Annotated in this window: 17 protein-coding genes; 7 read left to right on the top strand and 10 right to left on the bottom strand. The window is 47.8% G+C overall.

Translation table 11 applies throughout. The features are described 5' to 3' along the window. Positions 1-105: 105 nt before the first annotated feature. The 4 genes from NDI35_RS19445 to NDI35_RS19430 all read right to left on the bottom strand — a co-directional run bounded on the left by NDI35_RS19445 (position 106) and on the right by NDI35_RS19430 (position 978). On the bottom strand, positions 106-240 hold the full coding sequence (locus tag NDI35_RS19445; protein WP_445314164.1) for a hypothetical protein: 135 nt from the start codon (positions 238-240) through the stop codon (positions 106-108). Positions 241-291: 51 nt separating this feature from the next. Beyond that, positions 292-474, bottom strand: a complete 183-nt coding sequence (locus NDI35_RS19440) for an NfeD family protein (RefSeq protein WP_333085395.1) — start codon at positions 472-474, stop codon at positions 292-294. Positions 475-553: 79 nt separating this feature from the next. Beyond that, the gene (locus tag NDI35_RS19435; RefSeq protein ID WP_445314163.1) at positions 554-742 is read right to left on the bottom strand and encodes an NfeD family protein; all 189 of its coding nucleotides are present in this window, start codon (positions 740-742) and stop codon (positions 554-556) included. Then, the gene (locus NDI35_RS19430; protein WP_445314162.1) at positions 739-978 is read right to left on the bottom strand and encodes an NfeD family protein; all 240 of its coding nucleotides are present in this window, start codon (positions 976-978) and stop codon (positions 739-741) included. The genes NDI35_RS19435 and NDI35_RS19430 overlap by 4 nt, the downstream gene beginning before the upstream one ends. 214 nt (positions 979-1,192) lie before the next feature. Here NDI35_RS19430 and NDI35_RS19425 point away from each other — a divergent pair, with 214 nt between their 5' ends. The 3 genes from NDI35_RS19425 (at position 1,193) to rodA (ending at position 5,605) form a co-directional block, all read left to right on the top strand. Next, on the top strand, positions 1,193-3,604 hold the full coding sequence (locus NDI35_RS19425; RefSeq protein WP_445314161.1) for a tetratricopeptide repeat protein: 2,412 nt from the start codon (positions 1,193-1,195) through the stop codon (positions 3,602-3,604). A gap of 61 nt (positions 3,605-3,665) precedes the next feature. Further along, positions 3,666-4,013: a VOC family protein gene (locus NDI35_RS19420; protein ID WP_333124149.1), complete on the top strand. Its 348-nt coding sequence runs from the start codon at positions 3,666-3,668 to the stop codon at positions 4,011-4,013. 332 nt (positions 4,014-4,345) lie between these two features. Continuing rightward, positions 4,346-5,605: a rod shape-determining protein RodA gene (gene rodA / locus NDI35_RS19415; protein ID WP_445314160.1), complete on the top strand. Its 1,260-nt coding sequence runs from the start codon at positions 4,346-4,348 to the stop codon at positions 5,603-5,605. A 343-nt stretch (positions 5,606-5,948) separates the two neighbouring features. Here rodA and NDI35_RS19410 read toward each other — a convergent pair whose 3' ends face one another. Then, entirely contained in the window at positions 5,949-6,161 is a 213-nt protein-coding gene (locus tag NDI35_RS19410; RefSeq protein ID WP_445314159.1) for a hypothetical protein, read from the bottom strand. Then, positions 6,092-7,456 carry a proton extrusion protein PcxA gene (locus tag NDI35_RS19405; protein ID WP_445314158.1) on the bottom strand — a complete coding sequence of 455 codons (1,365 nt, stop codon included), beginning with the start codon at positions 7,454-7,456 and terminating at the stop codon, positions 6,092-6,094. The genes NDI35_RS19410 and NDI35_RS19405 overlap by 70 nt, the downstream gene beginning before the upstream one ends. A 52-nt stretch (positions 7,457-7,508) precedes the next feature. Here NDI35_RS19405 and NDI35_RS19400 point away from each other — a divergent pair, with 52 nt between their 5' ends. The 3 genes from NDI35_RS19400 to NDI35_RS19390 all read left to right on the top strand — a co-directional run bounded on the left by NDI35_RS19400 (position 7,509) and on the right by NDI35_RS19390 (position 16,472). After that, positions 7,509-9,719: a recombinase family protein gene (locus NDI35_RS19400; RefSeq protein WP_445314157.1), complete on the top strand. Its 2,211-nt coding sequence runs from the start codon at positions 7,509-7,511 to the stop codon at positions 9,717-9,719. A gap of 380 nt (positions 9,720-10,099) precedes the next feature. Beyond that, the gene (locus NDI35_RS19395; protein ID WP_445314156.1) at positions 10,100-13,402 is read left to right on the top strand and encodes an Ig-like domain-containing protein; all 3,303 of its coding nucleotides are present in this window, start codon (positions 10,100-10,102) and stop codon (positions 13,400-13,402) included. A 34-nt stretch (positions 13,403-13,436) separates the two neighbouring features. Beyond that, the gene (locus NDI35_RS19390; protein ID WP_445314155.1) at positions 13,437-16,472 is read left to right on the top strand and encodes an Ig-like domain-containing protein; all 3,036 of its coding nucleotides are present in this window, start codon (positions 13,437-13,439) and stop codon (positions 16,470-16,472) included. Positions 16,473-16,729: 257 nt separating this feature from the next. Here the strand turns inward: NDI35_RS19390 and NDI35_RS19385 are convergent, their stop codons facing one another. From NDI35_RS19385 to NDI35_RS19370, 4 genes are all read right to left on the bottom strand, one after another. Continuing rightward, on the bottom strand, positions 16,730-17,434 hold the full coding sequence (locus tag NDI35_RS19385; protein WP_445314154.1) for a rhomboid family intramembrane serine protease: 705 nt from the start codon (positions 17,432-17,434) through the stop codon (positions 16,730-16,732). Positions 17,435-17,808: 374 nt separating this feature from the next. Next, positions 17,809-18,906, bottom strand: a complete 1,098-nt coding sequence (locus tag NDI35_RS19380; RefSeq protein WP_445314153.1) for a DJ-1/PfpI/YhbO family deglycase/protease — start codon at positions 18,904-18,906, stop codon at positions 17,809-17,811. 136 nt (positions 18,907-19,042) lie between these two features. Continuing rightward, the gene (locus NDI35_RS19375; protein WP_445314152.1) at positions 19,043-19,801 is read right to left on the bottom strand and encodes an SDR family NAD(P)-dependent oxidoreductase; all 759 of its coding nucleotides are present in this window, start codon (positions 19,799-19,801) and stop codon (positions 19,043-19,045) included. Positions 19,802-20,059: 258 nt separating this feature from the next. Next, entirely contained in the window at positions 20,060-24,307 is a 4,248-nt protein-coding gene (locus tag NDI35_RS19370; protein ID WP_445314151.1) for a PAS domain S-box protein, read from the bottom strand. 245 nt (positions 24,308-24,552) lie between these two features. On the opposite strand from NDI35_RS19370, the gene NDI35_RS19365 reads away from it, so the two are divergent. Next, a complete protein-coding gene (locus NDI35_RS19365; RefSeq protein WP_445314150.1) occupies positions 24,553-26,727 on the top strand; it encodes an EAL domain-containing protein in 2,175 nt (724 codons plus the stop codon). Positions 26,728-26,746 lie beyond the last annotated feature (19 nt).

The following is a 26,746-nucleotide window of genomic DNA, read 5'->3' as shown; positions in this document are numbered from 1 at the left end:
ATGGGCAAGATGCTCGTCCCATCAATTGATGAAAAGGATTTTTGCAAGAGGTCTATTATTGTCCGTTCCCAGGTTTTTCAGTTTTGGCGATCGCACAGTAAGTAGCTAGAGGCTGCGATCGCCATTGCCGTTGTACGCCCGATCGAGCGTACTTGCGTAAGTCATATTGAAATTAACAGAGGTGATGAGTGCGATCGCGCGCTTGAAGAGAAATGTATCGAAATAGAAACGCGATCGCAAATTTATTTTTTATACCCTCCGATAACTCCCCACCTACAGATTGTTTCCCAACTACGCTTCAACTATCAGAGTAATGTTGTCAAGTCTCACGACGCGAACAACTTCACCGGGTTGCAAAGTTATTTCTCGAACGCATTTTGCAGGCCACCAACTGCTTTGAAATCGCACACTGCCGGACTGATTTGGTTTAATTTCTTCTTCAACGATCGCTCTTTCTAAATGGCTGACAGTCATGATTACTTTCTCCTGATTCTAGGTTGGCCTGAACGTTGGGAGGCTATAAACCTATAGCTAGACTCCCTAACTCATTGATTTATAACGCGGCTTCCACTATCAAAGTAATATTGTCAATTCCGACTACGCGCACCACGTCACCCGGCTCAAAAGTCATCTCTAGATCGCACTTCGCAGGCCACCAACTGTTTTGGAAATGAACGCGACCGGACTCATTAGGTCGAATTTCTTCATCGACGATCGCTTTTTCGGAATTGTCACAATTCATGATGGCTTACTCCCGATTGTAGATTTGTCTTGACTTTCAGAATTGAGCGCAAACGACGCTGCAACGATCAAAGTAATATTTTCAATTCCCACAACGCGAACCACCTCACCGGGTTCAAAAGTAATGTCTCGATCGCACTTCGCCGGCCACCAACTGTTTTGGAAACGAACGCGGCCGCATTCTTGAGGGCGAATTTGTTCATCTACGATCGCTGTTTCCACATCGTTAATAGACATAGGTGCTTGCTCCTAAATATAAACTCGACTCGATCGGTGTGTAAGTTAGAAGCTTGTCTGTCAACTTCCCCTGCACACTCAACAGTATCTCCGGCCAACCTCGGCCGTGTCAGTCGGTAAAAGTCTATACAAGTCCACTGTTTGAGGGTGTAAGCGAGTCGGAAAAAGTCTGTTAAAGTTGTCTCAGATGGGTAACGCTAAACCTGGTGACTAAATGGAAGCCGATCGTGCACTGGATTTTACCAACTCGTTACTTGTGGCTCGAAACCTGAAAACTCTCGACAACCTTGACAGCGCGATCTTTCGGGAAGCTTGGCAAGGCGTGCAAGGCAGGACGTACCAACAGGTTGCAGATAGTGAAGGGTATGGAGTAGGGACTGTTAAGGATGCTGCCTCTAATTTGTGGAAGCGGCTTTCAGCGCTGTTTGGAGAAGGAGAAAAAGTAAAAAGAGACAACCTTCAAGCGGTTGTAGAGCGGTATTGGCGCAGCTACTCGAAACTTGAACCGCAGTCGGGACAAACTGTTCCGGCCCAAGTATCTCTCGGACTTGATGCGGATTTGGAAATCGAAAACCCGAACTTTTTGGGTCGCTTCGGGGCGATCGAAGATCTCAATACTCTTGTCGCCCAAGGTGCAAAAGTGATTGTCATCCAAAGTGCCGGCGGTATCGGCAAAACAACTTTGGCCAGACAGTATCTCAAATCTCAAGGGTTCGATCGGGTAATTGAACTGTTGATGGCAAAAGAGACAGAGAACATCACAGCCTTGGAAAGCGCGATCGAAGAATGGCTCAAGCAAGACTTTCAGGAAGAACCAGGGCCAGACTTTGGCGTCACCCTGGGGCGGCTGAAGCGGCAGCTTCAGACTCACAAAGTCGGCGTATTGATTGACAATTTGGAAGCCGCACTCGACGGACAAGGTAAGTTTATTGAACCGCACCGCCTTTACGTGGAACTGTTGCGAGTTTTGGCTGACGCAGCGGTGCAGTCGGTAACGCTCATTACCAGTCGCGATCGACTGTGCGATTCAGATGTAACCGTCGAACACTACTTGCTTCCGGGATTGGAAGTTGAAGTTTGGCGGCAGTTTTTTAGCGGCCGCAACATCAATATAGATGATGTCGCCCTCAAGGAAATGCACAAAGTTTACGGCGGCAATGCCAAAGCTATGGGCATTATTTGCGGCACGATTCGAGAAGATTTTGACGGAGATATGGCAGCCTACTGGCTGGAAAACAGCGACCATCCGCTGGTTGAAACAGACTTAAAAAATTTAGTTACCAGTCAGTTTAACCGCCTGCAAGAACTCGATTCGGAAGCTTATCAACTCCTCTGCCGCTTGGGCTGTTACCGATATCAAGACGTGCCGACAGTCCCGACTGACGGACTTTTGTGTTTGCTCTGGGACGTGCCCGAAGCCGGACGCCGACAAATCATTAAATCGCTGTTGCACCGATCGCTAGTCGAGTCTCAGAAGGGCGAATACTGGCTGCATCCAGCAATTCGGGAAGAAGCGGTCGATCGGCTCTCGCCCGGAGACTGGGAAACTGCAAACAGCAAAGCAGCCGAGTTCTGGACAGAGAGTGTTGAAAATATTGAGACTGTAGAAGATGCGCTGAAAGCTTTTGAAGCTTACTATCATTATGTGGCAATTAGCTGTTTCGAGCAGGCCGCGAGCGTCATCCTCAAAAAAATCAATATCCAGTTTGCCAAAGATTACAAGCTGGGTAGAGCACTCTACAAATTAGGTTTCTTGCAGCCAATAATTTCAGCAACTACTCGTATCGTCAACAATGTGACTTCTGATTATTATTTGAGCGGCTTATACAGTATTTTAGGCAGTTGTTACCGGATTTTAGGCGAAATAAATCAAGCCATAGAATGCCACCAAATATCAGAAATAAAAGCCACTAAATCTTTGCAAATTATAGGAAAAAGTAGCGAACCGGACAACGGTAAACAAGCTGATCTGGAATTTTGGAAAGTTAACGCGGCAATTAATATAGGTTTTTGTCAAATAGAAATGCGCGAATTAGAATCAGCTATGGAGATATTTGTCAAGCTGAAAAATTCGCGGGACGAAATCGGGATTAACAGCTATTCGATTAATGTCGGGTTAGCTTTCCTCAACGCGTGTATCGGAGACAAAAAAGAGGCGGAGGAACTCGCCGAAAAACTTTATGCCGATCGGGAAAACAGTCAGTTGGTGGGTACGGGATACAAGTTAGTTTTTCTCGCCGCCACCTATCAAAACCTGGGAGAGACAGAGAAAGCTTTGAGCTTGTACCGCCAAGCGATCGCCCAAGCCGACCAAAACCAGTACAACACCATCAAAGCCAAGGCTCTCAGCAGTATAGCAGCACTGTACCGAGAAGGGGGAGAATTTGACCAAGCCCTGCAGCACCATGCAGAAGCAATAGAAATACTCGATCGAACCAGCGCTAAATTAGACCGAGCCGAAGCTTGCTATCAACTAGCACTAACAGAACAAAAACTTGGTAACATCGAGAAAAGTCAAGAAAATTTTGAGCGCGCCATTCAACTGTTCAGCGAAATGGACGCTAGCAAACAAGTAGAAAAAGTACAGTTAGCAGCGACCAAAAAAATTGAAAAAATACCTAATTAATCGAGAAAAAAATCAGAAAATAGATACAATACACGAAAGGACAACAATAAATTTTGTAGACATGAAACTAAAACGATTGGGACACGTAGCCGTCTGCGTGCAAGACATAGAGAAATCTGCTGAGTTCTACCTAAACTTGGGCATGGAGTTAGTTTGGAAAGATGCAGACTGGGCTTATTTGAAAGCAGGAGAGGACGGATTGGCGCTGTTGAGTCCGAGTTACGACCAAGCAGGGCCGCATTTTGGGTTTGTATTTGACGATCGCGCCGAAATGGAATCCGCCTACCAACAACTCAAAGCCGATGGTGTTTCCGTCACCCACATTCACGAACACCGCGACGGTACTGCATCTTTTTACGGCAGAGATCCAGATGGGAACGGCTTTGAGTACCTTTACGAACCGGCTTGACGATTCTAGGGCTTACGAATCAAAACCCAAGAAACCGGGTTTTTAGCGGTTTCGGCGAGTTGTAACCCGTCTTCTCGACAAAAACCCGGTTTCTGACCACGTGCGATCGCGAACTAAATTAAGTAAGCGCACAGAAAAAATAGAATACCCAGATACCCGGTTTGGCGTTCCTTTTTTCGTTCCCGGAACCTCCCTACAACTCCCCGAATAATGTGAGGTACTCACACCGACGCTTCTGAAGTAAGGTGCAGAGTCTGAATCCGAAATATATCCACAACTTCCGAAAATCGGCTCGATAATCTAAAATCTAAAATCTAAAATCTAAAATCCTCATGTTGCAGAGAATACAAGTCAGAAACCGCTGGAAATCAATCTTCAAACCCTGGGAAGAAGCAGACCCTTGGCTGTTTGGCGCTTGCATCGCCCTCACCATCTTCGGGGGAATCATGATCCACAGCGTGGAAATTAATCAGGGACTCATCAACTGGTGGCGGCACTGGGTAACTGGGGCAGTCGGTTTGTTTCTCGCCATCATCATTTCCCGCTGCCGTTATCAAACACTGATTGAGTGGAAATGGCCGATTTACATCTTAATCAATTTGTCCCTGATCGCAGTGCGCTTTATCGGTACTACAGGGCTCGGTGCCCAGCGGTGGATCAACATCGGCGGCTTCTACCTGCAACCCTCAGAATTTGCCAAAGTAGGCATGATTGTCACTTTAGCAGCTCTCCTGCACGACAAGACTGTCCCCACCGTGGGTAATATGTTGAGGATGCTGGCGATTATGGCTGTACCCTGGGGATTGATCTTTGCTGAACCAAATTTAGGTACTTCCTTGGTCTTCGGGGCGATCACGATGGGGATGTTTTACTGGGGAAATGTCAATCCCGGCTGGCTAATATTGCTATTCTCTCCTCTCATCTCAGTTCTCTTCAATAACCTGTCTACACCGATTTGGATAGCCTGGGTAGTTGTTGCGGGTATTATCGCTTGGCGAACCCTGCCTTGGCCGTGGTTGGGTACTTTCGGTGCTGTGTTGGTGAACGTTGTTTCTGGACACCTCGGACATATTTTTTGGAATGTGCTCAAGGATTATCAAAAAATGCGTCTGACAGGGTTTTTAAACCCCGAGAAAGACCCTTTAGGCAGCGGATATCACTTGATTCAATCTCGGATTGCTATTGGCGCTGGGGAACTGAAGGGCAGGGGTTTGTTTCAGGGAACGCAAACTCAGCTTAACTTTATTCCCGAACAGCATACGGACTTTATCTTTTCAGCTATTGGCGAAGAATTGGGTTTTATTGGCTGTATTGCCGTGTTGTTGATTTTCTGGATAATTTGTTTCCGGTTGGTGACGATCGCTCAAACGGCTAACGATAATTTTGGTTCTTTGCTGGCGATCGGCGTACTGTCAATGTTGATTTTTCAGGTGTTCGTAAATATTGGGATGAACATTGGCTTGGCTCCAGTTACGGGCATTCCCCTGCCTTTCCTAAGTTACGGAAATGCGTCGCTGCTGAGTAATTTTCTCGGCCTGGGACTGGTGGAGGCGGTGGCAAGCCAGCGACAGCGCAAGAAGCGTTGGAATTAGGTCATTGGTAATTGGATCTGGGAATGCGATCGCCCTTTTGATTTCTTTCGAGAAATTCAGCGGGCGATCGCATTTTTTGTCGATCGGCCTAGGCGCATCTAAATTTTACGGTTCCTGAGCGGAGCCTTTAGGAAAGTCAAGTTTGATAAAATTCTTGTGGGGGTGCGCGCGAGAACCCGCCCAAAAATAAAATTTAGATGACCCAACAGCTTAACTATATCGACTTAATTCAACCACTCCTGACGCAAACAATAAATGGTTTTATGGGCTATGGGTAAGCAACTATGTGTGCAGTGAATGCCCTACTGAGGACGTTATCAATGCCTGAAACCCCTTGTTATTATTACATCTTTTTTTCTTCTTCCTTCTTCCTGACATCCGTTACATCCGCTACATCCGTCGAGCGAATCCGTTGCCGAACTTCCTTCTTGCTGACATCCGTTACATCCGCTACAGTATCCGTTGCCGAACTTCCTTCGCCTCTAATTATTCGTTCATATTCTTGTACGTAGCCACAGCCGAAGGCGAACTCCGGTTTAAATAACGGAATATCCAATACTTAAATACCGTATCCAAGATCACGGGAAACGTTGCAATGAACAAAAATATGAACTGCCTATTTTCTGGCAGTCCCAAATGCCTCGATACACCTTCTAGAACAACTTCCCAACCATGAGGCGAGTGGAATCCCACAAACACATCTGTAAACAAAATAATTACGAAAGCTTTCGCACTGTCGCTGAGGCCGTAAATCACATCGTCCATGAAAGACTTTAAAATCTCAATCTCTTTCTTGTTAGTGACGATAATCGCGGCAAAGGCCATGAAGGAAATCAAATCGGCAAAAATATTTTTAATAGCTCCCCCACTTTCAGCGCGGTATTCCTCCGCGAGCTCAACTGCTTTCTCGGAAATCTTCTTTTCCGTTTCCTCTAAAGAAAGCGACGGAGCAGTGCCTATTAACCTTTCAAATTTGAGGCGCTGCTCAAATCTCTCCAGTTCTTGGAATGCTTCTTCTTCCAGGTTAACATTTATGAAAAGTGGAGCATTTTCTTGACCTCTAAAATGCTCAACTACCGGTCCGACTATAAAGTTTTTGGAGATTTGATTCGTCAACAGCGGAACTAAAATTAAAAGTAAAATAAATCGAAGAGAAATAATTGTTTTTACTTTAGAATTGCGAAAATTCTTGACTACTTCTTTTTCAGCTCCAGGGTCTAAATCTTTAGTGATACGATTCAAAGTTCCCAAAAGTGATCGCGGCAATAAATTCACTTCTTCATAGTTAGTGTCAACCTCACCGTCGTGAATCTTAACAGAATTAGCTGAACCTTTATTATTGTCAGGTGGAGAGCTGCTACTTCTTGTAGATTTTGCCTGCACATTTACTGAACTGACAACCGGAACAATTGCCGTTGATCTACTATTATTAATATACTTGTCGATGACTCCATCAATAAACTCTAGCTTCTCAAATATAAGAGATTCTCTATCTTTATTGTTGAGATGTAATCCGTGCTGGTGAGGCTCAGCGCTGTACCCCGTTTTCGGTTTGGCCCCCACTCGCTCCGGCAGTTCCAAAAAAGAACGGCTAGCATTAAACTCAACCATTCGGGTTTGGATGACCTTGAGGTATTTTTGCAGTTCGGATTTAAAGTAAGACAGTGTGCTTTCTCCGTAATTTCCCGATCGCTCAGAGATTCCTTGACCGCCAAAATGCTCGTCTTCGATCGCCTTAATTGCTAACGCAGCATCGTAGGCCTGTTCTAGAGCCCTCTCAGGCGTTTCTCGATACCATTGGTGAAGGCTGTAGAGATATTTTACAATCCTGTTCCACGGAGAAGTATTCATAGCTAAAGCTGGTTAGTTGGCTGTAGACATTAGTGATTAAAGTATTCACGGTATGGTAACAAATTTACATAAATTGAGAACTGCCACGCAGGATTCAATTTGGATTGTCGGATCTGCCCGCAGTGGCAAAACGACTCGTTTAGTCGAGCAGTTCTGCATTTGGAGCAAAACTGTCAAGCCCTTGCCCACAAAAGTTTCAGGGCGATCGAGTTCCGGGCGGCGGCGGGCTGGACAAACTGCCCCAGCAATTTTAGTCTTAGCAGCTAACGGAGACAACCGGCTAGAATTAGCCGATCGCATCGCCGTCGCTACCGAAGGAAAATATACCTTTCACTCGACAACACCCTTCGGTTTTTTTGAGCAGGAGGTATTGCTATTTTGGCCCCTGCTAGTTCAGTCGCTGAATTTGACGGCTCAATTTCCCCTGCGGCTGCAACCTGAAACAGAACTGGAACTTGCCGCGAGACTCTGGCGTCGCGAACTAGACGAGGGCATTTTGCAACAAACAGGGGTAAGTCCAAACCGAATGGTGCGTCGAACACTAGACTTATTACAACTTGCTGCTGTCAGCGGTACGCCTAGAGAAGCGATTCCCAGCATTCTGCAACAGGGATTTGCTATCTCAGGCGGCTCGATCAACCTGTGGACTAGCATGGGAGAGTTGCTGGAAAGGTGGCGGGAATGGTGCTTGACGCGGGGACTCCTGACTTACGGGATTGTTTGCGAACTCTACTGGCGCTATTTGTTGCCGGATGTCAGTTACCAGAAGCATTTGGCCTCTAGATACCAAGCTGTGATCGCAGACGATGTTGACGATTATCCGGCGATCAGCGGTCATTTGTTCGATCGAATGCTCGACCAAGGTGCAGCGGGGGCGTTCTCCTACAATCCGGATGGAGGAGTGCGTTTGGGCTTGGGGGCTGACACGGAATACCTAGCCCAACTCGAAGGCCGCTGTCAAAGCGTGGAAAATTTGGACGCAAAAGCCGGTTTAGCCGCAGAGATTGGAGATTTAGCGGTAAGTTTAGCAGTTAATTCTGAGGGTTTTTATCCTTTAGGCTTGAGTTTGCCCGGATCAGTTCGATCGCTCCAAACCACTTCCAGGGCTCAACTGCTGCGAGAAACCGCCGAAATCATCGTGGATGCGGTGAAGTCACAAGCCGTGGAACCGCAGGAAATCGCCGTAATTGCCCCTGGGATGGATGCGATCGCCCGTTACAGTTTAACGGAAATTCTCGCGCGAGATGGTATCGCCGCCGTATCTCTCAACGATCAGCGTCCCCTCTCGACTACCCCAGAGATTCGAGCTTTACTCACTTTGTTAGCCTTAGTTTATCCGGGACTCGGCCGTTTAGTCGATCGAGACGGCGCAGCCGAAATGCTGGTAGTGTTGGGCAGCCAGAAACACCGTTCATTGGAAACAGAAGATTCTAACTCGACTTTCAATCTAACATCTCAAATTCACCATCAAAAATCGATCGACCAAGTGAGAGCAGGTTTAATCGCCGATCACTGTTTTTGTCCAGATATCGATCGACCTCAACTGCTGCCAATTACAGCCTTTCCCCGGTGGGACAGACTGGGACACCGAGCAGCCAGGGCCTACGAGCACATTGTCGAGTGGATCGAACAACAGCGGTCGCAACAGCAGGAGCGGCTGTTGCCGAGCCCAATTGCCCTACTCGATCGAGCCATCCAGAAATTTCTCATGAACGACAGATACCTGCCTTACGATCGGCTAGCAGCCCTGCGCGAGTTAATGGAAACCGCCAGCCACTACTGGGAAATCAACGGGCGAATGCAGCGCGTAGAACCAACAAACGGCGGCGACTCAGAAACCATCGCCCGGTTCATCCAGTTGTTGCGCCAAGGAACCGTCACCGCCAACCCCTTTCCAGTGCGTCCAGAAGGCCCAGCAGCCAGAGCCGTCACCCTCGCCAACATCTTCCAGTACCGCAGCAGCCGCCGCGCCCACAAATGGCACTTTTGGCTGGATGCCGGCTCGCCCCTGTGGCTGAGCGGCGGTGCGGCGACATTGTTTGGCGCTCCCTTATTTTTGCGATCGCAACAGGGGCGTCCCTGGGAAACCGAAGAGGAAACAGCGGCCGACCAACAGCGGCTGCGGCGAATTCTGCTAGATTTGTTAAGTCGCTGTTCCCTGCTTTACCTTTGCCACAGCGAACTCTCCGTCAGTGGACAAGAACAAACCGGGCCGCTTCTGCCCCTAATTAACAGCTCTGTTTCTTGTCAGCAGTCAGCATAAGACAGTCGGCTTCTGAAGGCAAGAGGCACAGATGTATTCGTCATTGAACATTCGGAAGGAAAAAATTATGAGGGCGAAGATTTTTATTTTTTCTGATTCTGGATAAATACACCGGGATGACTCGCAGCCCGACTTCTAGGTTATATCACTAGGGCGCGATATTAAAGTATACCCAACATAAGCCTCAAAACGTGCAATCATTAATATTTTGGGATCAAAAGATGCCCAGCTTAAAAAATATCTATAGCCGTGGCAGTTTTGATTTAGTATGTTAGAAATGATGGGGTTATTAATCAATTTTAAGCCAGATTTGTGGCAACAAACTGATACTAATCAGTTCTTAAAGTAAATCGGGATCGTCGTTTAAAGGAGCCAAAATAATGCCAAGTGCAGTGCCATTAGTAATTATACCACCTCCAACACCAACACCAGAACCAGAACCAGAGACGCCAACACCAGAGACGCCGACACCAGAGACGCCAACACCAGAGACGCCAACTCCGACTCCGACTCCAACACCAACACCACCTCCCTCCGGGGACGACACCTTTGGTGGCATAGATGACACAGTGGGCGGAGGCCAAGGTACATCGCCCGGAATCATCGGCGGCGTAGTCCGCGGCACAGAAAGCAACGACTCCTTAGCTGGCAGTCCCGGCCCCGACGTGATTTCCGGGCTGCAAGGCAACGACACCTTGCAAGGAGTCGGAGGCGACGATTTACTATTTGGCAACGACGATGACGACGTGCTGTTCGGCAATGAGGGCAACGACGTTCTTGATGGCGGTTCAGGACTCGATACCCTGTACGGAGGCAAAGACAACGACTCCCTCGATGGGGGAAATAACCCCGACCTGCTGTATGGCAATGACGGCAACGACACGGTAATCGGAGGCGAAGGCAGAGACACGGCTTACGGCGGCAAAGGCAGTGACAGCTTGCGTGGGGGTTCTGGCGACGATAGCTTTTTCGGCGATCGAGGCGACGACATCCTCTGGGGCGACCAAGGCAACGACTCGCTCTTCGGTGGCGACGGCGAAGACTTGCTATTTGGCAACGAAGGAGGCGACTGGCTCTACGGAAACGCCGGCGGGGACACAATTTTTGCCGGCGACGGCGACGACATCGTATTCGGCGGCGACGGTGATGACATCGTGGACGCCGGTGCTGGCAACGACGTTATTTGGGGCGAAGCAGGCAAAGACGTAGTGGCAGGAGGCGAAGGCAGAGATGTCTTCGTCATCGGTGCCTTCAGTTCTCCCAGCGGCAGCAGCAGCGACGGCACTAACGCGGCATTGATCACCACAGGCGGCCCAGATCTCGCCGATGCCGACATTTTCACAGACTTTCGCCAAGGCGAAGATTTAATCGGGTTAAGTGGCGACCTCAAGTTTGAAGATTTGGTAATCTTCCAAAGCACCGAGACCAAAGCTGGCAGTACGATTATTCGCAACGGCGTCAGCGGCGACTTTTTAGCAGTATTGCCCGGAGTAGACAGCAGAACCCTAGGGCGAAGCTCATTTGTAATTGCCCCCACAGTTCCCGGCAGCGCAACTCCGCTTCCCCTGCCGACGCCGACAACCAGTCCGACGCCGACAACCAGTCCGACACCGACAGACAGTCCGACACCGACAACCAGTCCGACACCGACAACCAGTCCGACGCCGACAACCAGTCCGACGCCGACAACCAGTCCGACGCCGACAACCAGTCCGACGCCAGACGAGCCGGTGCCGACGTTCCCGACGCCGAATTTGCCGACGCCGACAGGAAGTCCGACGCCGACAGGAAGTCCGACGCCCATCTTTAACCAACCTCCAAGAGCAGTTAACGACAACTTCACCACGGTTGCGGGTCAAGAACTCAGTTTCAACGTTCTGTTGAACGACACGGACCAGGAACAAAGCGCTCTGACTGTCACGACTTTTGCTCCAGCAAGCAAAGGGAGTCTGGTTCCCGTGGGTGGCGGCGTATTCAAATACACCCCGAATCCGGGCTTCTCGGGTACTGACAGCTTCAGCTACTCCATCTCAGACGGCAGCGGTGGCACAAGTAAGGCGGTAGTAACCATCAACGTCAGTAGCCCGCCGCAGCTAATAATTAACGACGGTGTGGTGGTTGCCAAAAGTAATCCTACCCAGACAATTACTGCCGCCGATTTGTTGGTCACAGATCCCGACAACAGCCCCTTGGAAATCGTTTACACGATTACTAAAGCCCCCGACGCTACCAGAGGTTTTGTCCAAAGGGGCACCACATTTCTCAACGTCGGCGGCAAATTCACGCAAGACGATATCAACAACAACATCGTCAAATACAACTTGCTGGCAGGAGGTGGCAGCGACAGTTTCACGTTTACAGCCTCCGACGGATCTGCAACTATCGGGCCGGCATCCTTCAGCATCACGGTGGTAGATAATATTGTCGATCGCAGCGCTCTCCCGGCCAGCAGCTTTACAGGCAGCAACCTCAGCGACTTCATCCTCGGCGGGGCCGGTGACGATACCCTCTCTGGGGGCGACGGCAACGACATCATCGATGGCAGTGGCGGCAACGACCTCGAATTCGGTGAAGCAGGCAACGACTCGGTGGTGGGTGCGATCGGCAACGACACCCTTGACGGCGGACTGGGCAACGATACTGTTGACGGCCAAGACGGCATAGACTCGCTGATCGGCGGACTGGGCAACGACCTGATGTTCGGCGGCAATGACAATGACAACCTCCTGGGCGGTGACAATAACGACACCATTGACGGCGGAACAGGCAACGACTCGATATTGGGAGAATCCGGCGACGACTCGATACTTGGAGGAACCGGGATTGACACCTTACTTGGTGGCATTGGCGACGACTCCCTCGACGGCGGTGCAGGCGACGACATCCTCGACGGTGGACTCGGCAGAAACTTGCTCGACGGCGGTATCAATAACGATTCCATCTCCGGCGGCGACAACGATGACACGATTTTGGGTGGAGAAGGCAACGACACGGGACTCGGAGGTTCGGGAAATGACTACGTGTTGGGCGAGGCCGGCAGCGACTCCCTCGACGGCCAAGCGGGCGACGACACTCTCGACGGCGGTGCCGGCAGCGACTGTCTCAGTGGCGCCTTCGGCAATGACTTGGTATTGGGCGGCGATGACAACGACTCGCTTTCCGGCGGTGCAGGCAATGACATTTTGGGCGGTGGCAACGGTTCTGACTTGCTCACGGGCGATGCTGGCAATGATTTCTTCTACTACGAAACTCCCAGCGAAGGCGTGGACGTGATTGCTGACTTTAACGCTAACGGCAGCGAGACCGACAGATTTTTGTTCAGGTCATCAAATTTCGCAGGTTTAACCAACTCAGGAACTACTCTCGATTTCACCAGTTTTATCGTCAGGAATATCGGGTCTAGCGGCGACGACATTAGCAAGCAATCAGTCATTTTGTTTGAATCTAAATTTGACAACGCTCAAGCAATAAATGCAGTGTTGAAGAATCAAAACGGTTCGAGCAAAACGGGAGCTTTCTTCGTGTACCTGAACAATACTTTTAACAAGTACGTTCTCGGCTTCGACCCGAATGTGGCAGATGACAGTCTCCCAGCTTTCGATTTGGCAGTGTTGAATTCTATTCCTACAGTGCCGGGAGCGCTCAGCACCGTCATTACTGCATCTGACTTTAAGTTTATTTAGTAGTTTTTGAGTAGCGTCGCAAGGAGTCGGAACAATGCCAAGTGCAGTACCACTAATTTTTCTCGAAGGGCGGCGACCCGATGAGAACGAGGATAGTTTGGATAGCGGCACGGTGCCGCAGCCTACGCCGTCGTCGGGGACGGAGCCGCCGATGATGACGGGAACGCAGCCACCGATGATGACGGGGACGGAGCCGCCGATGATGACGGGGACGGAACCGCCGATGATGACGGGGACGGAACCGCCGATGATGACGGGGACGGAGCCGCCGATGATGACGGGGACGGACATTTCTGTCACGCCTGTGCCGCGGCCACCTCTGACAGTTCCCACGCCTCCCCCAGAGCCACTTTTTGTCGATGGCTTAGTTGTCGCAAATGACGGCAGTAACTATTTAATCGGCAGCTTGTTCAATGACACGATTTCCGGGGGGGCCGGCGACGACACGCTTCTGAGTCGGGACGGAGACGATCTACTCAGGGGCGAAGACGGTAACGATTCTCTCAACGGCGGCGCTGGTAAAGATATTGTTGAGGGCGGGCGTGGCAATGACACGGCGCGGGGCGGAAAAGGCGATGACTTGGTTTCTGGCGACGAGGGCGGTGACGTAGCTTTTGGCGACCAGGGCAACGATCTTGTCTTGGGTGCTGAAGGCAACGACTCGCTGTACGGCGGTAAAGGCAATGACTGTCTGCGCGGTGGTGGGGAGGACGACCTGATTTTGGGCGACAAGGGCAGTGACACTGTTTTTGGCGACACGGGTAACGACTGCCTCATAGGCGCGGCTGGCGATGATATTTTGTTGGGCCAGGAGGGCGGGGATGTCATCACCGGTGGTGTTGGTAACGATACTGGTGATGGCGGCGAGGGTGATGACCTGATCTTCGGAGGCGACGGCAATGATTCTTTGTCTGGGGGGCCTGGGGATGATATTCTTTCGGGCGATCGCGGGTCTGATACTCTGACAGGAGGCGACGGATCGGATATCTTTGTTCTCGGTAGGGTGGGCACGTCGCCTGGTGGCAACGGGTTTCTTACTACTGGCGGCCGCGAAGTCGGCGATGCTGATGTAATTAGAGATTTTAATGCGGGAGACTCGATCGGTCTGGCTGGAGGTCTGAACTTTACCGAATTAGAAATTTTCCAGGGCCAAGGCTCGAATTCTAGCAACACGATTATTAGAGACAGGCGAACTGGGGAATTTTTGGCGGTGTTGATTGATGTTCGATCGAACTCGCTAGATGAATCTAGGTTCACTACAGCTCAGATACCGCGCGTAAACGACAATCCCTTCACCATTGAGGGGACAAGTGTTTCTCCGACTCCGGCAACGGGGACAACACCTTCTCCGACTCCAGCAACGGGGACAACACCTTCTCCTGCACCGGCAACGGGGACAACACCTTCTCCTGCACCGGCAACGGGGACAACTCCTTCTCCTGCACCGGCAACGGGGACAACACCTTCTCCTGCACCGGCAACGGGGACAACACCTTCTCCTGCACCGGCAACGGGGACAACACCTTCTCCTGCACCGGCAACGGGGACAACACCTTCTCCTGCACCGGCTCCTTCTCCGGAACCGGCACCGGCTCCTTCTCCGGAACCGGCACCGGCTCCTTCTCCGGAACCGGCTCCGACTCCGACTCCGAGTCCATCACCGGGGACAACTCCGAGTCCAATACCAACAACGGGGACATTGCCGACACAGGTTCCGAGTCCGAGTCCGAGTCCGACTCCGACTGCCGGCGGGACAACTCCGAGTCCGAGTCCTTCGATCGTCCCGACTCCAACTGCGGCGCCCCCAACTCCTCCGCCTTTGGGCGGGGGGCCGACTCCGCCGAGTTTTACATCTCCGACTCCTAACCAGCCGCCGATCGTGGAAGCTGGCAAGACGGTGACTGGTTTGCAGAATTTGCCTCTGTCTCTGAGCATTTCGGCGCCCAGCGACCCGGAAGGCCAGCCACTGTCGATCGCGGTAGTCGGACTTCCCAATCCTACTTTTGGTCAGGTAACTACCGGTACGAGTCCCGTCACCGTGAACCAAAAGTTAACGGTTCAGGATTTACTTGGACTGACATTTCAACCTGGAACAAACGTGATCGGGCAAGCCGGTTCTTTCAGCTACAGCGTAGCTGACGACCAAGGCGGCACGGCAGCAGCGTCAGTCGCAATTAACATCAATTCTTTCGATACCTCCGTAACTGTTCCAACTCTCCTGCCGCCAATTGTTGTTGATGACGGCATCGTATTTACCAATACGAATAATTTGCTGCCCACTTTTATCGACGTGCTGGCCAACGATTCCAGCCCGCAAAAAGGGACGCTCAGCATTATCAATGTCAGCACACCGCAACTGGGGATAGCTGTAAATCTTGTCTCTCAAGTGCAATTCATCCCCGGCAACGTAGCGGGTACAACTGCTTTCACCTACAGCGTCAGCGACGGATTCGGGACAGTTCCGGGCGTAGGTACTGTCACCGTTCAAATCTTGCCGGCTGATAGCGGGCCTAACAATTTAGTTGGGGGTTCTTTGCCGGACAATTTAGACGGTTTGGCGGGCAGCGATACTATTGATGGTCAAGGCGGCAACGATACGATTAACGGCGGTTTGGATAACGACGTGCTCGTAGGGGGCCTCGGCGCAGATACCATGACGGGGGGCGGTGGCAGCAATCAATTCCGCTATACCAGCCCTGCACAAGGTGGGCCTGCTTTTGATGCGGCTTCTTCGGCGGCGATCGAGGCTGCGATCGCGGCGGGCGGATACGATGTGATTACTGATTTTAGCGGTCTGGGTGTGCCGATCGCCGATCAGTTTAATTTTGCCCCCGGATTCCCCAATCTCAGCAATGGCAGTCAAGTTCTGCTGAATGTGCAGACAACTGTTTCTGCAAATATTCTGGGAGGAAGTGCTTTCTTGTTTGCCTACGATTCCGGTGGCAATACTTACATCATTTATGACGGCAATGGCAATAACCTCACCGGCAGCGATTCTCGCATTTTGGCGAAGTTAAATGGTGTAACTGGGGTTTCTGCTCTTTCGGAATTTGACTTGACGTTTATCTAGGAAGATAAGAGGTTTGAAACCGCAGATTAACGCAGATTAACGCCGATTTTCTTGGCAGTTTATCTGCGTTAATTTGTGTTTATCTGGGGGTAAAAAAGTAAACCTGATTATCTTTAGAAAACAAGCCCCACAAATGCCAGAGAATAGCGCCGAACTTTGAGAAAAATTCGAGGTTTGAAACTGCAGATTAACGCAGATTAACGCCGATTTTGTTTGCAGTTTATCTGCGTTAATCTGTGTTAATTTACGGTGAAAAATTAAATTTGATTTTCCTCAGAAAAAAGTCCCAATAAAGGGCCGAGAATAGCGCCGAAAACAAAGCCGCCGGCGTGGGCCCAGTAGGCAACTCCCCCGGATTCCATGCCGACACTTGCCGGGGCATTCAACGAAGCCAGGCCGCTCAATGCTTGCTGTGCAAACCAAAATCCTAGAAAGAAGAAAGCGGGGACTCTGACGGTGGTAAAAAAGATTCCCAGGGGAAGCAGTGTCAGAACTCTGGCTTGGGGATATCTGAGAATGTAAGCTCCCATCACGCCTGCGATCGCGCCGCTAGCACCCAGGGACGGAATGGCAGATGCTGAGGAAAAAAACCACTGAGTTAGTGATGCTAAAACGCCGCAAGTAAGGTAAAATATTATAAATTTGACGTGTCCTAAACGGTCTTCTACATTGTTGCCAAAAATCCACAAAAATAACATATTTCCGGCAATGTGGAGAAAGCCTGCGTGCAGGAATTGGGAGCTAATTAGTGTCGTCCATTCGGGAAATGGCGAAGCTGGCAGAGCAACCCGACACATATTGCTTAACTGGCAAGGAATTACGGCCCAAGAGTAGAAGAATTGGGTTAATTGTCGATCGCCCAAACTGAGTTCGTACAAAAATACTAATATGTTTGCGGCAATCAGCCCGTAGGTGACGTAGGGAGTGATAGTAATGGGATTTTCATCGCGTAAGGGAACCACAGCCTTTTTTTCCTCATCAAAATATTGGCAACACAGTAGCGCATTTATAGCCCAGGTGTCTCCTGTCTAAAGGAAGAGGGAAGAAGGCAATCGATTTTAGATTTTAGATTTTAGATTAAAGAATTGAAGAATTGAAGAATTGAAGAATTGAAGAAAGCCACTTTACGAATGTATCCGGGGGGCTGAAATAAAAATAAAACCCATTTAATAAAACCCTCCACCTTGCAGTTAGTTGAATATCTGCTTTTTAGTGTTGGGTTTTATTTTACCGCCAAGGCGTATATTATATGATTGCAGATCAAGTTTGTAGTGGCGATATTGGTACGGGTTTTCACATCTCAATAAAACTACAAACTTATTTATTCCCTTGCTGATTACATTTTTACAGCGGGGCTAGTCGAAGGTTTAGGCGACTTGATTTCCTGGGAAACTGCACGGGCGCGGAAGAGTTTAGCAACGACTTGTTCACACTTGGACAAATCCGATTCTATCTCTGTCAAAATAGCAGTTGATACGGGATCTGTGAACTTCACCCGCAGGTTGTTGATATCGACAACACCGGTTTGCAAGTCACCTAGAGTGCTCCGCAGTAAGAACGTTTCATCGGTTCCTTGCATCGAAGCTTTTAATTTAGCGTATTTGTCAGCAATTTGGGCAGGAATTGAGGGTTTTTCACCGAAATCGTTGAGGCGTTTTTCGAGAGCGAGGATGTGGTTCTGTTTGTTTTGAATCATTTCTCTCAAGAGCGATCGCAAATCGCTATCTTGCGTTTTTTCGGCATAATGTTCAAACGCTTCGCAAGCATAGCGTTCCCCTGCCAGGGCGGTATTCAAACCTTTAACAATGTCGCCTTGTGTAGAACCTCCCCAACCATTAGCTAATTTCCACCATTCTGCATTTGTGTCAGTTTCTTCTGGCAAACCGACTTCTTTTCCGCCGTAACCGAGGCGAGCCATAATTGCGGTGGTAAATATTGCTAAATCTCCCGGTTGGCGGGAAGTAATCAAGTTGCCGTCAACTACTAAAGCTTCGTTAATGTAGTTAGCTCCGGCATTAATCATGTCTGTTTTAATTGCCAAGAAACCCGTCGCATTTTTGCCTTTCAGCAAGTCGGCTTCTATCAAAACTTGCGGGCCGTGGCACACAGCAGCGACGATTTTTCCTTGCTCAAATGCTTCTCGTACAAAACGTACTGTATTGGGATTAGTCCGCATCATATCGGGAGCCATACCGCCGGGAATTATCACTGCATCGAATTCTGCAGGTACTGCTTCAGTGGTAGTTCCGTCAGCTTGCTGAGCAACTTTTCCTTGTTTCCCTGCATACTTTTCGTTTGTCCGCGAACCGAGGACAACTACATCAAAATTTGCTTGTTTTAAGGCGTTGTAAGGAACTAGAAATTCCGAATCTTCTACTCCATTTTCGATGAGTATGGCAACTCGTTTGGTGTTGGTGCCGTTATCTGTTGTCATAATCAACTTTCCTCAGATTGTCTTTTCATCTAACATTAAGTCATTTATGATGTTTTTAGCGTCTTGCTAAAGTGATAAATTAGTTGGTTTTAAAAGATATCAGCGTGAGCCTTGAGAGGTATTTTACAGAACTGTCTCAATGCACGTAAGAGGCTCCATTAATGTCGATCGTAGTCCCGGTAGCGTGTGCAGCTAAACCCGACGCTAAAAACGCGATAACATTGGCAACATCTTGAGGAGGAGCGATTTTGCCGATCGGGATATCGCGAATAATATCAGCTTCACCGAACTCCTGAATAAACTGGTTAGACATTTCTGTACTGACAAATCCCGGTGCAACTGTAAATGCCAAAATATTATCAGCCGCAAACCCTCTAGCAATGCTGCGAGTTAAAGCAACAATAGCACCTTTAGAAGCGGCGTAGTGCAGATAATTCGGGTCATCGCCGCGAAAAGCAGCGCGACTTGCTATATTAATAATTGTGCCGACTCGGCGAGTTTGAAAATGCAGGATAGATTCCCGGCACAAATCGGCAACGGCCACTAAATTTACTTGTAGAGTTTGCTGCCAAGCTGAAGACCAAATATCGAATTTGTCCTCGATACCCGCTGACTGCATAATCCCCGCATTATTAACTAAAATATCAATATGACCCCGCCATTTTAAAGCATCTCGCCACAAAGTCGAGGCCGCGTTTTCCACCATCAAATCTGCTGCTAATAAATAACAGCGATCGCGCGCCACACTTGCGGCTACCGCTTCCGCTTCTTTGTGACTGCGACAGTAATGCAAAATCACCTCGGCCCCAGCATTAACCAGAGTCCGCACCGTCGCTGCGCCAATCCCTTTCGAGCCACCAGTTACTAAAATTACTTTTCCGGTTAAATCAATCATTTCTATATCTCTTTTCTATTTCTCTGCCCCCTCAGCACCCTCTGCATTTAATAAAAAAAATAAATCTCCTTCACATACGAAATAGAATTGCTATATGATACAGCACATTTCATCTAATGTGTATGCCATTCCCTCAAGCTGATGGATATCTGCAATAGACTTATCCAAAAACTTCCAAATCCTTTTCGAGGTTGGTTTATATGGCAAATATAGCCACTGGTTACAGCGCTATAGCTTCTGTGTCCTTAAACTCGATAACTACAGTGGATTCGGCAGCAAAGGTCGAATCAACTCCATAATTCGGTCAGAATTAAAATTATTGATATAATCGGTTAGTGCTTTGGACAAACTTGCTTTGGATTCGGGAATTTGTACGATTAATTCGTTCATAACTTCCGTATCGAGATAGTAAGCAGCTTGATACATTTGTTCTAACCACTGAGGGGGCATCGTGGATAGATCTTTTACAGACACCGTTTCAACTAATTGTTTTTGTGGAGTTGGTTCTACGACTTCGTAGATATATTTTACTCCCAAATATTTAGCGATTTTGTCATAGATGTGTCTCTGCTGAAAAGGCTTGCTCATAAAGTCGTTAAAGCCAGCCATCAGAACTTTCTCTCGATCTTCTTCAAAAACACTGGCAGTTAAAGCAATAATGACCGTTTCTTGGCTCTGAGGGCGTTCTCTAATATATTTAGTAGCTGTGTAGCCATCCACGATCGGCATTCGTAGATCCATCAGAATCAGGTGTGGCCGCCAACTCTCCCACAAGGAGAGTGCCTCCCCTCCTTGTTTTGCTTCTCTCACCTCAAAACCAACCGAGGTCAGGAGCTCGACTAACAAGCGACGATTGTCTTCTAAATCTTCAACAATAAGAATCCGGTAAGTGGGTTGTCCGGGAGCTAAACTAATTACTTTTTGATTAATTGACTCTGGGGGTAAGGAGTCTGCTTGAGGTAACTGTACACCAATCTCAAACGAAAAAGTGCTACCTCGGTTCAAAGTGCTTTTAACCCGAATCTGACCGCCCATAAGTTTGACGATTTTTTGACTGATGGCTAAACCAAGCCCAGTGCCTTGACTCAAATTATTCCCAGCTTGCGTTTGCACGAAAACCTTAAATAATTTATCAATTTCTGTGGGCGCAATTCCCACGCCTGTATCCTCAACTTCAAAACATAGGTGACAGGATGTTTTGTCTCTTTGTGTTGCTCTTACCCGTAAGGTGACGCTTCCTTGATTGGTAAACTTAATCGCATTTCCGAGCAGATTGACCAAGATTTGATAGAGTTTTTTCTCGTCGCTATGCACAAATTTAGGAATGTCGGGAGCTAGCTCAAAAATTAGTGGCAATTCTTTAGATTGGACTTTGACTTGGAACATTTCTTCAATAGAAGCCAGCAAACTTGTCAAATCAAAGTCAGAAGCATTGAGGGTCATCCGTCCGCTCTCTATTTTGGATAAATCTAAAATATCGTTAATCAAGTCCAATAAATGTCTACCGCTACGATTGACAATTTGTAAACGTTCTTGGAGAGAAGGAGTCAGATTTCTATCATAGCTCATCAATTGCGTGAATCCCAAAATTGAGTTCAGGGGGGTGCGGAGTTCGTGGCTCATGTTGGCGAGGAAGACAGTCTTGGCTTGGTTTGCTTCATTTGCCTGGTGAAATTCCAACTCAGCTTGTTTGCGATCGCTAATGTCAATTAAATATCCCAAGATTTCTACTGGTGTACCTGAACGATCTCGAATTAGCCTAAGCTGACCCAGCATCCAGCGATAAACCCCATCGGAGCGACGAAGACGGTATTCGTGGAAATAAAAATCATTAACGAATAAATTTCCTAAGCCATTAAGCACTGGTTCTAGATCGTCTGGGTGTAAGTGATTCACCCAAAATTTAGAATCTTCTAAAAACTCCCTGGTTTCGTAGCCCAATATATCTTTGATATTTGCGCTGAGGAACGTTGTTCCATAATCGCCAGCAGCTTTACTGCTAAAAATGACAACGGGGCTGTAGTTCAGAAGAAAGTTAAGGCGATGTGTGGTAGCTTGCAAGCCTTGCTCAGCCAGTTTTAGCTCTGTTGCGTCCTCCTGAACGGCAACATATACAGTTCCGTATTCAGGATGCTCAAACATGGATGTATGAACTCTGCACCAAAAGAGAGTTCCATCTTTCTTTCTACTGTGGGCTTCATATTTCGCTTCGCCGGTCTGTTGAATTTGACTGACTATATCTAGAACGGTTACATCTGGTGTAAAATTTGTATCGACATAATTCAAGACACCAAGGGGTTGGCCTGCTAATTCGCCCTCTGTGCAGCCAAACATAGCGTCAAAGGTAGGGTTTGTGTAGACTATTATGAGGTCGGAGGCTTTAATTAAACACACTCCTCCTGCCATGTTATTCATGATAACGCTTTGAATATCTAGCGTTTTTTGAGCTTCTTTTCGAGCGGTAATGTCTTGGATCTGAGCAATAAAATGCAGTGGATTTCCCTGTCCATCTTGTACTAGCGAGGCATCAAGAAGAATCCAAATTATATGTCCTTGTTTGTGGAAATACCGTTTTTCCAGTTGGTAAGTTGAAATTGTTCCTGCTAATAGTTGATGGGCATAACTAAGATCCGCGTCTAAATCGTCAGGATGGGTGATTTCTTGGAACGTTAACGCTAACAACTCTTCTGAGGAGTAGCCAAGAATCTGACATAAGGAAGGATTGACTTTAATCCAGTGCCCATCAAGTGAAACGAGCGCCATCCCGATAGAGGCATCTTCAAACGCATGGCGAAACTGCTCTTCACTGTTTCGTAAAGCCATCTCAATTTGTTGGCGATTTATTTGAGCTCGTTTGCGCTCTGTGATGTCGCGTTTAATTACAGAACACCCAATAATTTTGCCTTTTGTGTCCTTCAGAGGTGATATGGTACAAGATATGTGGATAAGCTGTCCATCTTTTCGGACACGCACGGTTTCATAGTTATCAACCGTTTCTCCTTGTCGAATCCTTTCTAGGAGTTGCTGTTCTTCGTAAATAAGATAGGAGGGAATTAGAATGACGATCGATTGTCCTATGATTTCTTCAGCCTTGTAGCCAAAGATTTTTTCTGCTGCATTGTTCCAGGTTAAAATAATGCCGTCTAATGACTTGCTAATAACTGCCTCACCAGAGTATTCCACAATCGCTGCCATGTGAGCGAGTGATGCTTCTACTTGCTTGCGATCGCTAATATCGCGCATAATAACAGTAAATACCGTTTCGTCTCCCATTTCCAGCCTAGAAATAGAGGCTTCAGCCGCAAACTGCGTTCCATCTTGACGACGACCCAAAATCTCGCCTCGTTCTCCCATCCTTCGCGCTCTGGTAGAAGACTGGGCAAATTGTTTGATATGCTGCGGATGTGCATCTCTAAACTGTTCTGGCAGCAGTAAATTCAGTGGCTTCCCTAAAATATCCTCAATTTTATAGCCAAACATCTTTTCTGCGCCTTGATTAAACAGGGTAATGCGTTGAGTGCGATCGATGGAAATAATTGCATCATTGGCGATTTCTAGAATTCCTGCAAAACGAGCCTGCGATTTTTGTAAAGCATCTGTTCGTTCAGCCACAAGAATTTCTAAAGTTTCGTTAAGTTTTTTAATTTCTTTTTCGGCTTGTTGGCGCTTGTAATCTATCTGGTTCAAAAAGCGAGCCGTCCCCAAGATGAGAATTGAGAACGTCAAAACCATAACAGTTGAACGCAATTTATAGCCAAAATTAGCATTATACCAGCCTAAATTTTGTCCCTGAAGAGTGAACCAGTTCACTGTCACTGGAAAGATTGTTCCCCAAGGCAGCAACCACCGAACCATTACTCCGCCTACCAGGGGACTGGTTACTACTTGCATTAATCCTTCCTTGGGGCGGAGCAATAAAATTCCTCCATAGAGGATGAAAAAGGTGACGATCGTGTTTAGGGGTTGAGTCGTCGTAATTGTGACCAACGGTTCAAGAATATCGACATTGAATAGGTTTCCAAATAAAGCTAGTAGAGAAATTAAAGCTGCAACACTACTAAAAATCTGAGCCAACCAAGTGTCCCGTGGGGAATTTTGCCCTAACAGTAACAGTGCTAGTCCCATCACCACAAAATTTAGGGCGGTATTTACTGCCATTCTTCCCGGATAAGGAGTCGCTGAAGATACGAAATCTGGGAAAAGCCACTGATCAATACCCAGCTTCCAACCAAGAATATACTGGCTCAGCGTCAGCATACCGATGATGATTATGAATCCTGCCATCCCTTGAGCGATGCGATGGTGCAGTCGGGTTCTGTTGTACTGCAACAATCTCAAAGACACTCCAGCCAGCAAAAAGCAAATTGCCGTGTTTGCTTTCATGGTCGAGGTCATACCGGGAAAACCACTTTTGAGTAGGGAGATGTCAAATTGCCAACCCAGCAGCACGAGACATCCGATCGCAATGAGGAGTAGACTTGCCATGTGAGAAATGCGCTTGTTCATAAATCGGCTACTTGGGTTGAAACACTCTTCTTCTGATGTTAGGCGAAGCGAAGAAGGGCAACCACGGGGGGGCTGCCTCTAACCGAACTATCCAGATTTTGTATGGTTGCGCCCCCTTGCCAGCCCCATATCTCCGGGATCGCAGGACTTCTTTGTGGGTAAAGTGACTTTTTTAACAGAATAATTAAACTATACTATTTGTGCATATGTTTATATTCCTCTAGCAGGAAACTAGGGAAATGAGTATGATTGTCGATAGAACTAGCGATAGGGTTAGCGATCGAGCTACAAACTACCGAGGCAATATTTTAATTGTTGATGATTTGCCTGATAACCTGCGTCTTCTCAGGGATACTTTGAGGGAAGAGGGTTATAAAGTTCGCAGTGCTATAACAGGGGCAATGGCTATCCGAGCCGCCCAATCTCCATCGACGGAGTTAATATTACTAGATATTAAGTTGCCAGATATCGATGGCTATGAAGTTTGCCGACAATTAAAATCTGACGAGCGCACTGCAGAGATTCCAATAATTTTTTTGAGTGCGCTAAATGAAACTTTTAATAAGGTGAAAGGGCTGGCTGCTGGAGGGGTAGATTATATTGCTAAGCCATTTCAAGTAGAAGAAGTATTAGCTCGTGTCGAAACCCACCTAACTATCCGACGGCTGCAACAAAGTCTCCAAAAGCAGAATTTACGTCTATTGAGAGAAATTGAACAACGGCAACGTCTCGAAGACTCTCTCTTTGCCGAAAAGGAATTGGCTCAAGTGACACTGCAATCCATTGGCGATGCGGTCATTACTACTGATGCCCAAGGTAAAGTGAGATATTTCAATCCTATAGCTGAGCGGCTGACTGGCTGGAAAACTCATGAGGTTCAAGGAGTTCCTTTCTCTACAGTCTTCTTAATTGTCGATCAAGTAACACGAGAGCCAGTAGAGAATCCGATAAACAAGGCTTTATTAGAGGAGCGAATTGTGGGCTTAGCTAACAATACTATTCTGATTGGTCATGATGGAACCGAGTATCCCATTGCTGACTCGGCAGCACCGATTCGAGACCGCCAAGGTCAAATTATCGGGGCAGTCATCGTCTTTCATGATGTTACTGAATCACGGTATCTCACCCGTCAACTCTCTTGGGAAGCCAATCACGATGCCCTAACGGGGTTAATCAACCGTCGAAGATTTGAGGAGGAGCTAGTTGAGGCGCTCGCCTCTGTTAAAGATAGCAATCACCGGCACGCTCTCTGTTATTTAGATTTAGATCAGTTCAAAGTCGTTAACGATACCGTAGGTCATATTGCTGGCGATGAGCTACTGCGCCAAATCACCGCACTTATTCAACAGGGAGTCCGTGCTAATGATATGCTGGCTCGCTTGGGAGGTGATGAATTTGGCATTTTGCTCACTCAATGTTCGCTCTCTCAAGCAGCTCAGATTGCGGAAAATCTCAAAGATCTAGTGCATCAGTTTCGGTTTATTTGGAATGGCAAAACCTTTATCATCGGAGTCAGCATTGGAGTTGTTGCTATTGACCAAACCAGCCAAGATTTGAGGGAGCTTCTGGGAGCTGCTGATGCAGCTTGTTATGCCGCCAAAGCCAGAGGCCGCAACTGTGTTCATATTTATAGTCTAGATGATAGCGAACTAATTAAACAACGTGGTGAGAGGCAGTTGATTTCCAAAATCAGCCGAGCGCTGGAAACCAATCGTTTTTCTCTCTATTACCAAAAGATTGTCTCTATTACCTCTAAACCATTAGTAGAGCATTATGAGATTTTGATCAGAATGCTGGATGAAAATGGAGAAGTAGTATCTCCAAGTGAGTTTATTCCCGCTGCCGAGCGTTACGGATTGATAACAGAAATCGATTGTTGGGTAATCGAAACTTTTTTCTCTAATTATCACAATTTGCCGGAGAAAGATGTTCTTAGTCAAGGTTTGTATACCATCAATCTTTCTGGGGCTAGCATTAGTAACAATCAGTTTATGAGGTTTTTAATCGAACAATTTTCTCGCTACAAAGTACCCCCACAAAGCATTGGTTTTGAAATCACCGAAACCGCAGCGATCGCAAATTTTGAGCAAGCCCGATATTTCATGAGCGAACTCAAAAAGATTGGGTGTTGCTTTGCTTTAGATGATTTTGGCAGTGGGTTGAGTTCCTTTGCTTATCTGATGAATTTACCAGTGGATTATCTAAAAATTGATGGTGCTTTTGTCAAGAATATTAGTCATAATTTGATTTCTCAAGCGCTGGTTGAAGGCTTTAATAGTATTGCCCATGCGATGAATCTCGAAACTATAGCTGAGTTTGTCGAAGACGAGACTATCTTAGAAAAATTGCGGGAGATTGGAGTAGATTATGCTCAGGGTTATGGAATCGCCCGCCCAGTCCCTATTAATTTTAATCGCTAGCCCTCGCACTGGGCCAGCG

The sequence above is a fragment of the Microcoleus vaginatus FACHB-2002 genome (genome assembly GCF_040004035.1).
GTDB lineage: Bacteria > Cyanobacteriota > Cyanobacteriia > Cyanobacteriales > Microcoleaceae > Microcoleus > Microcoleus vaginatus_C.
Note: the sequence above shows the minus strand (reverse complement) of the source record. Positions and strands in the feature narration are given on the sequence as shown.

Coding starts and splice junctions, on each gene's coding strand:
- NDI35_RS19430 (WP_445314162.1), bottom strand. CDS start 978: ATGTCTATTAACGATGTGGAAACAGCGATCGTAGATGAACAAATTCGC.
- rodA (WP_445314160.1), top strand. CDS start 4,346: ATGTTGCAGAGAATACAAGTCAGAAACCGCTGGAAATCAATCTTCAAA.
- NDI35_RS19425 (WP_445314161.1), top strand. CDS start 1,193: ATGGAAGCCGATCGTGCACTGGATTTTACCAACTCGTTACTTGTGGCT.
- NDI35_RS19435 (WP_445314163.1), bottom strand. CDS start 742: ATGAATTGTGACAATTCCGAAAAAGCGATCGTCGATGAAGAAATTCGA.
- NDI35_RS19365 (WP_445314150.1), top strand. CDS start 24,553: ATGATTGTCGATAGAACTAGCGATAGGGTTAGCGATCGAGCTACAAAC.
- NDI35_RS19370 (WP_445314151.1), bottom strand. CDS start 24,307: ATGAACAAGCGCATTTCTCACATGGCAAGTCTACTCCTCATTGCGATC.
- NDI35_RS19390 (WP_445314155.1), top strand. CDS start 13,437: ATGCCAAGTGCAGTACCACTAATTTTTCTCGAAGGGCGGCGACCCGAT.
- NDI35_RS19440 (WP_333085395.1), bottom strand. CDS start 474: ATGACTGTCAGCCATTTAGAAAGAGCGATCGTTGAAGAAGAAATTAAA.
- NDI35_RS19400 (WP_445314157.1), top strand. CDS start 7,509: ATGGTAACAAATTTACATAAATTGAGAACTGCCACGCAGGATTCAATT.
- NDI35_RS19405 (WP_445314158.1), bottom strand. CDS start 7,456: ATGAATACTTCTCCGTGGAACAGGATTGTAAAATATCTCTACAGCCTT.
- NDI35_RS19395 (WP_445314156.1), top strand. CDS start 10,100: ATGCCAAGTGCAGTGCCATTAGTAATTATACCACCTCCAACACCAACA.
- NDI35_RS19380 (WP_445314153.1), bottom strand. CDS start 18,906: ATGACAACAGATAACGGCACCAACACCAAACGAGTTGCCATACTCATC.
- NDI35_RS19375 (WP_445314152.1), bottom strand. CDS start 19,801: ATGATTGATTTAACCGGAAAAGTAATTTTAGTAACTGGTGGCTCGAAA.
- NDI35_RS19420 (WP_333124149.1), top strand. CDS start 3,666: ATGAAACTAAAACGATTGGGACACGTAGCCGTCTGCGTGCAAGACATA.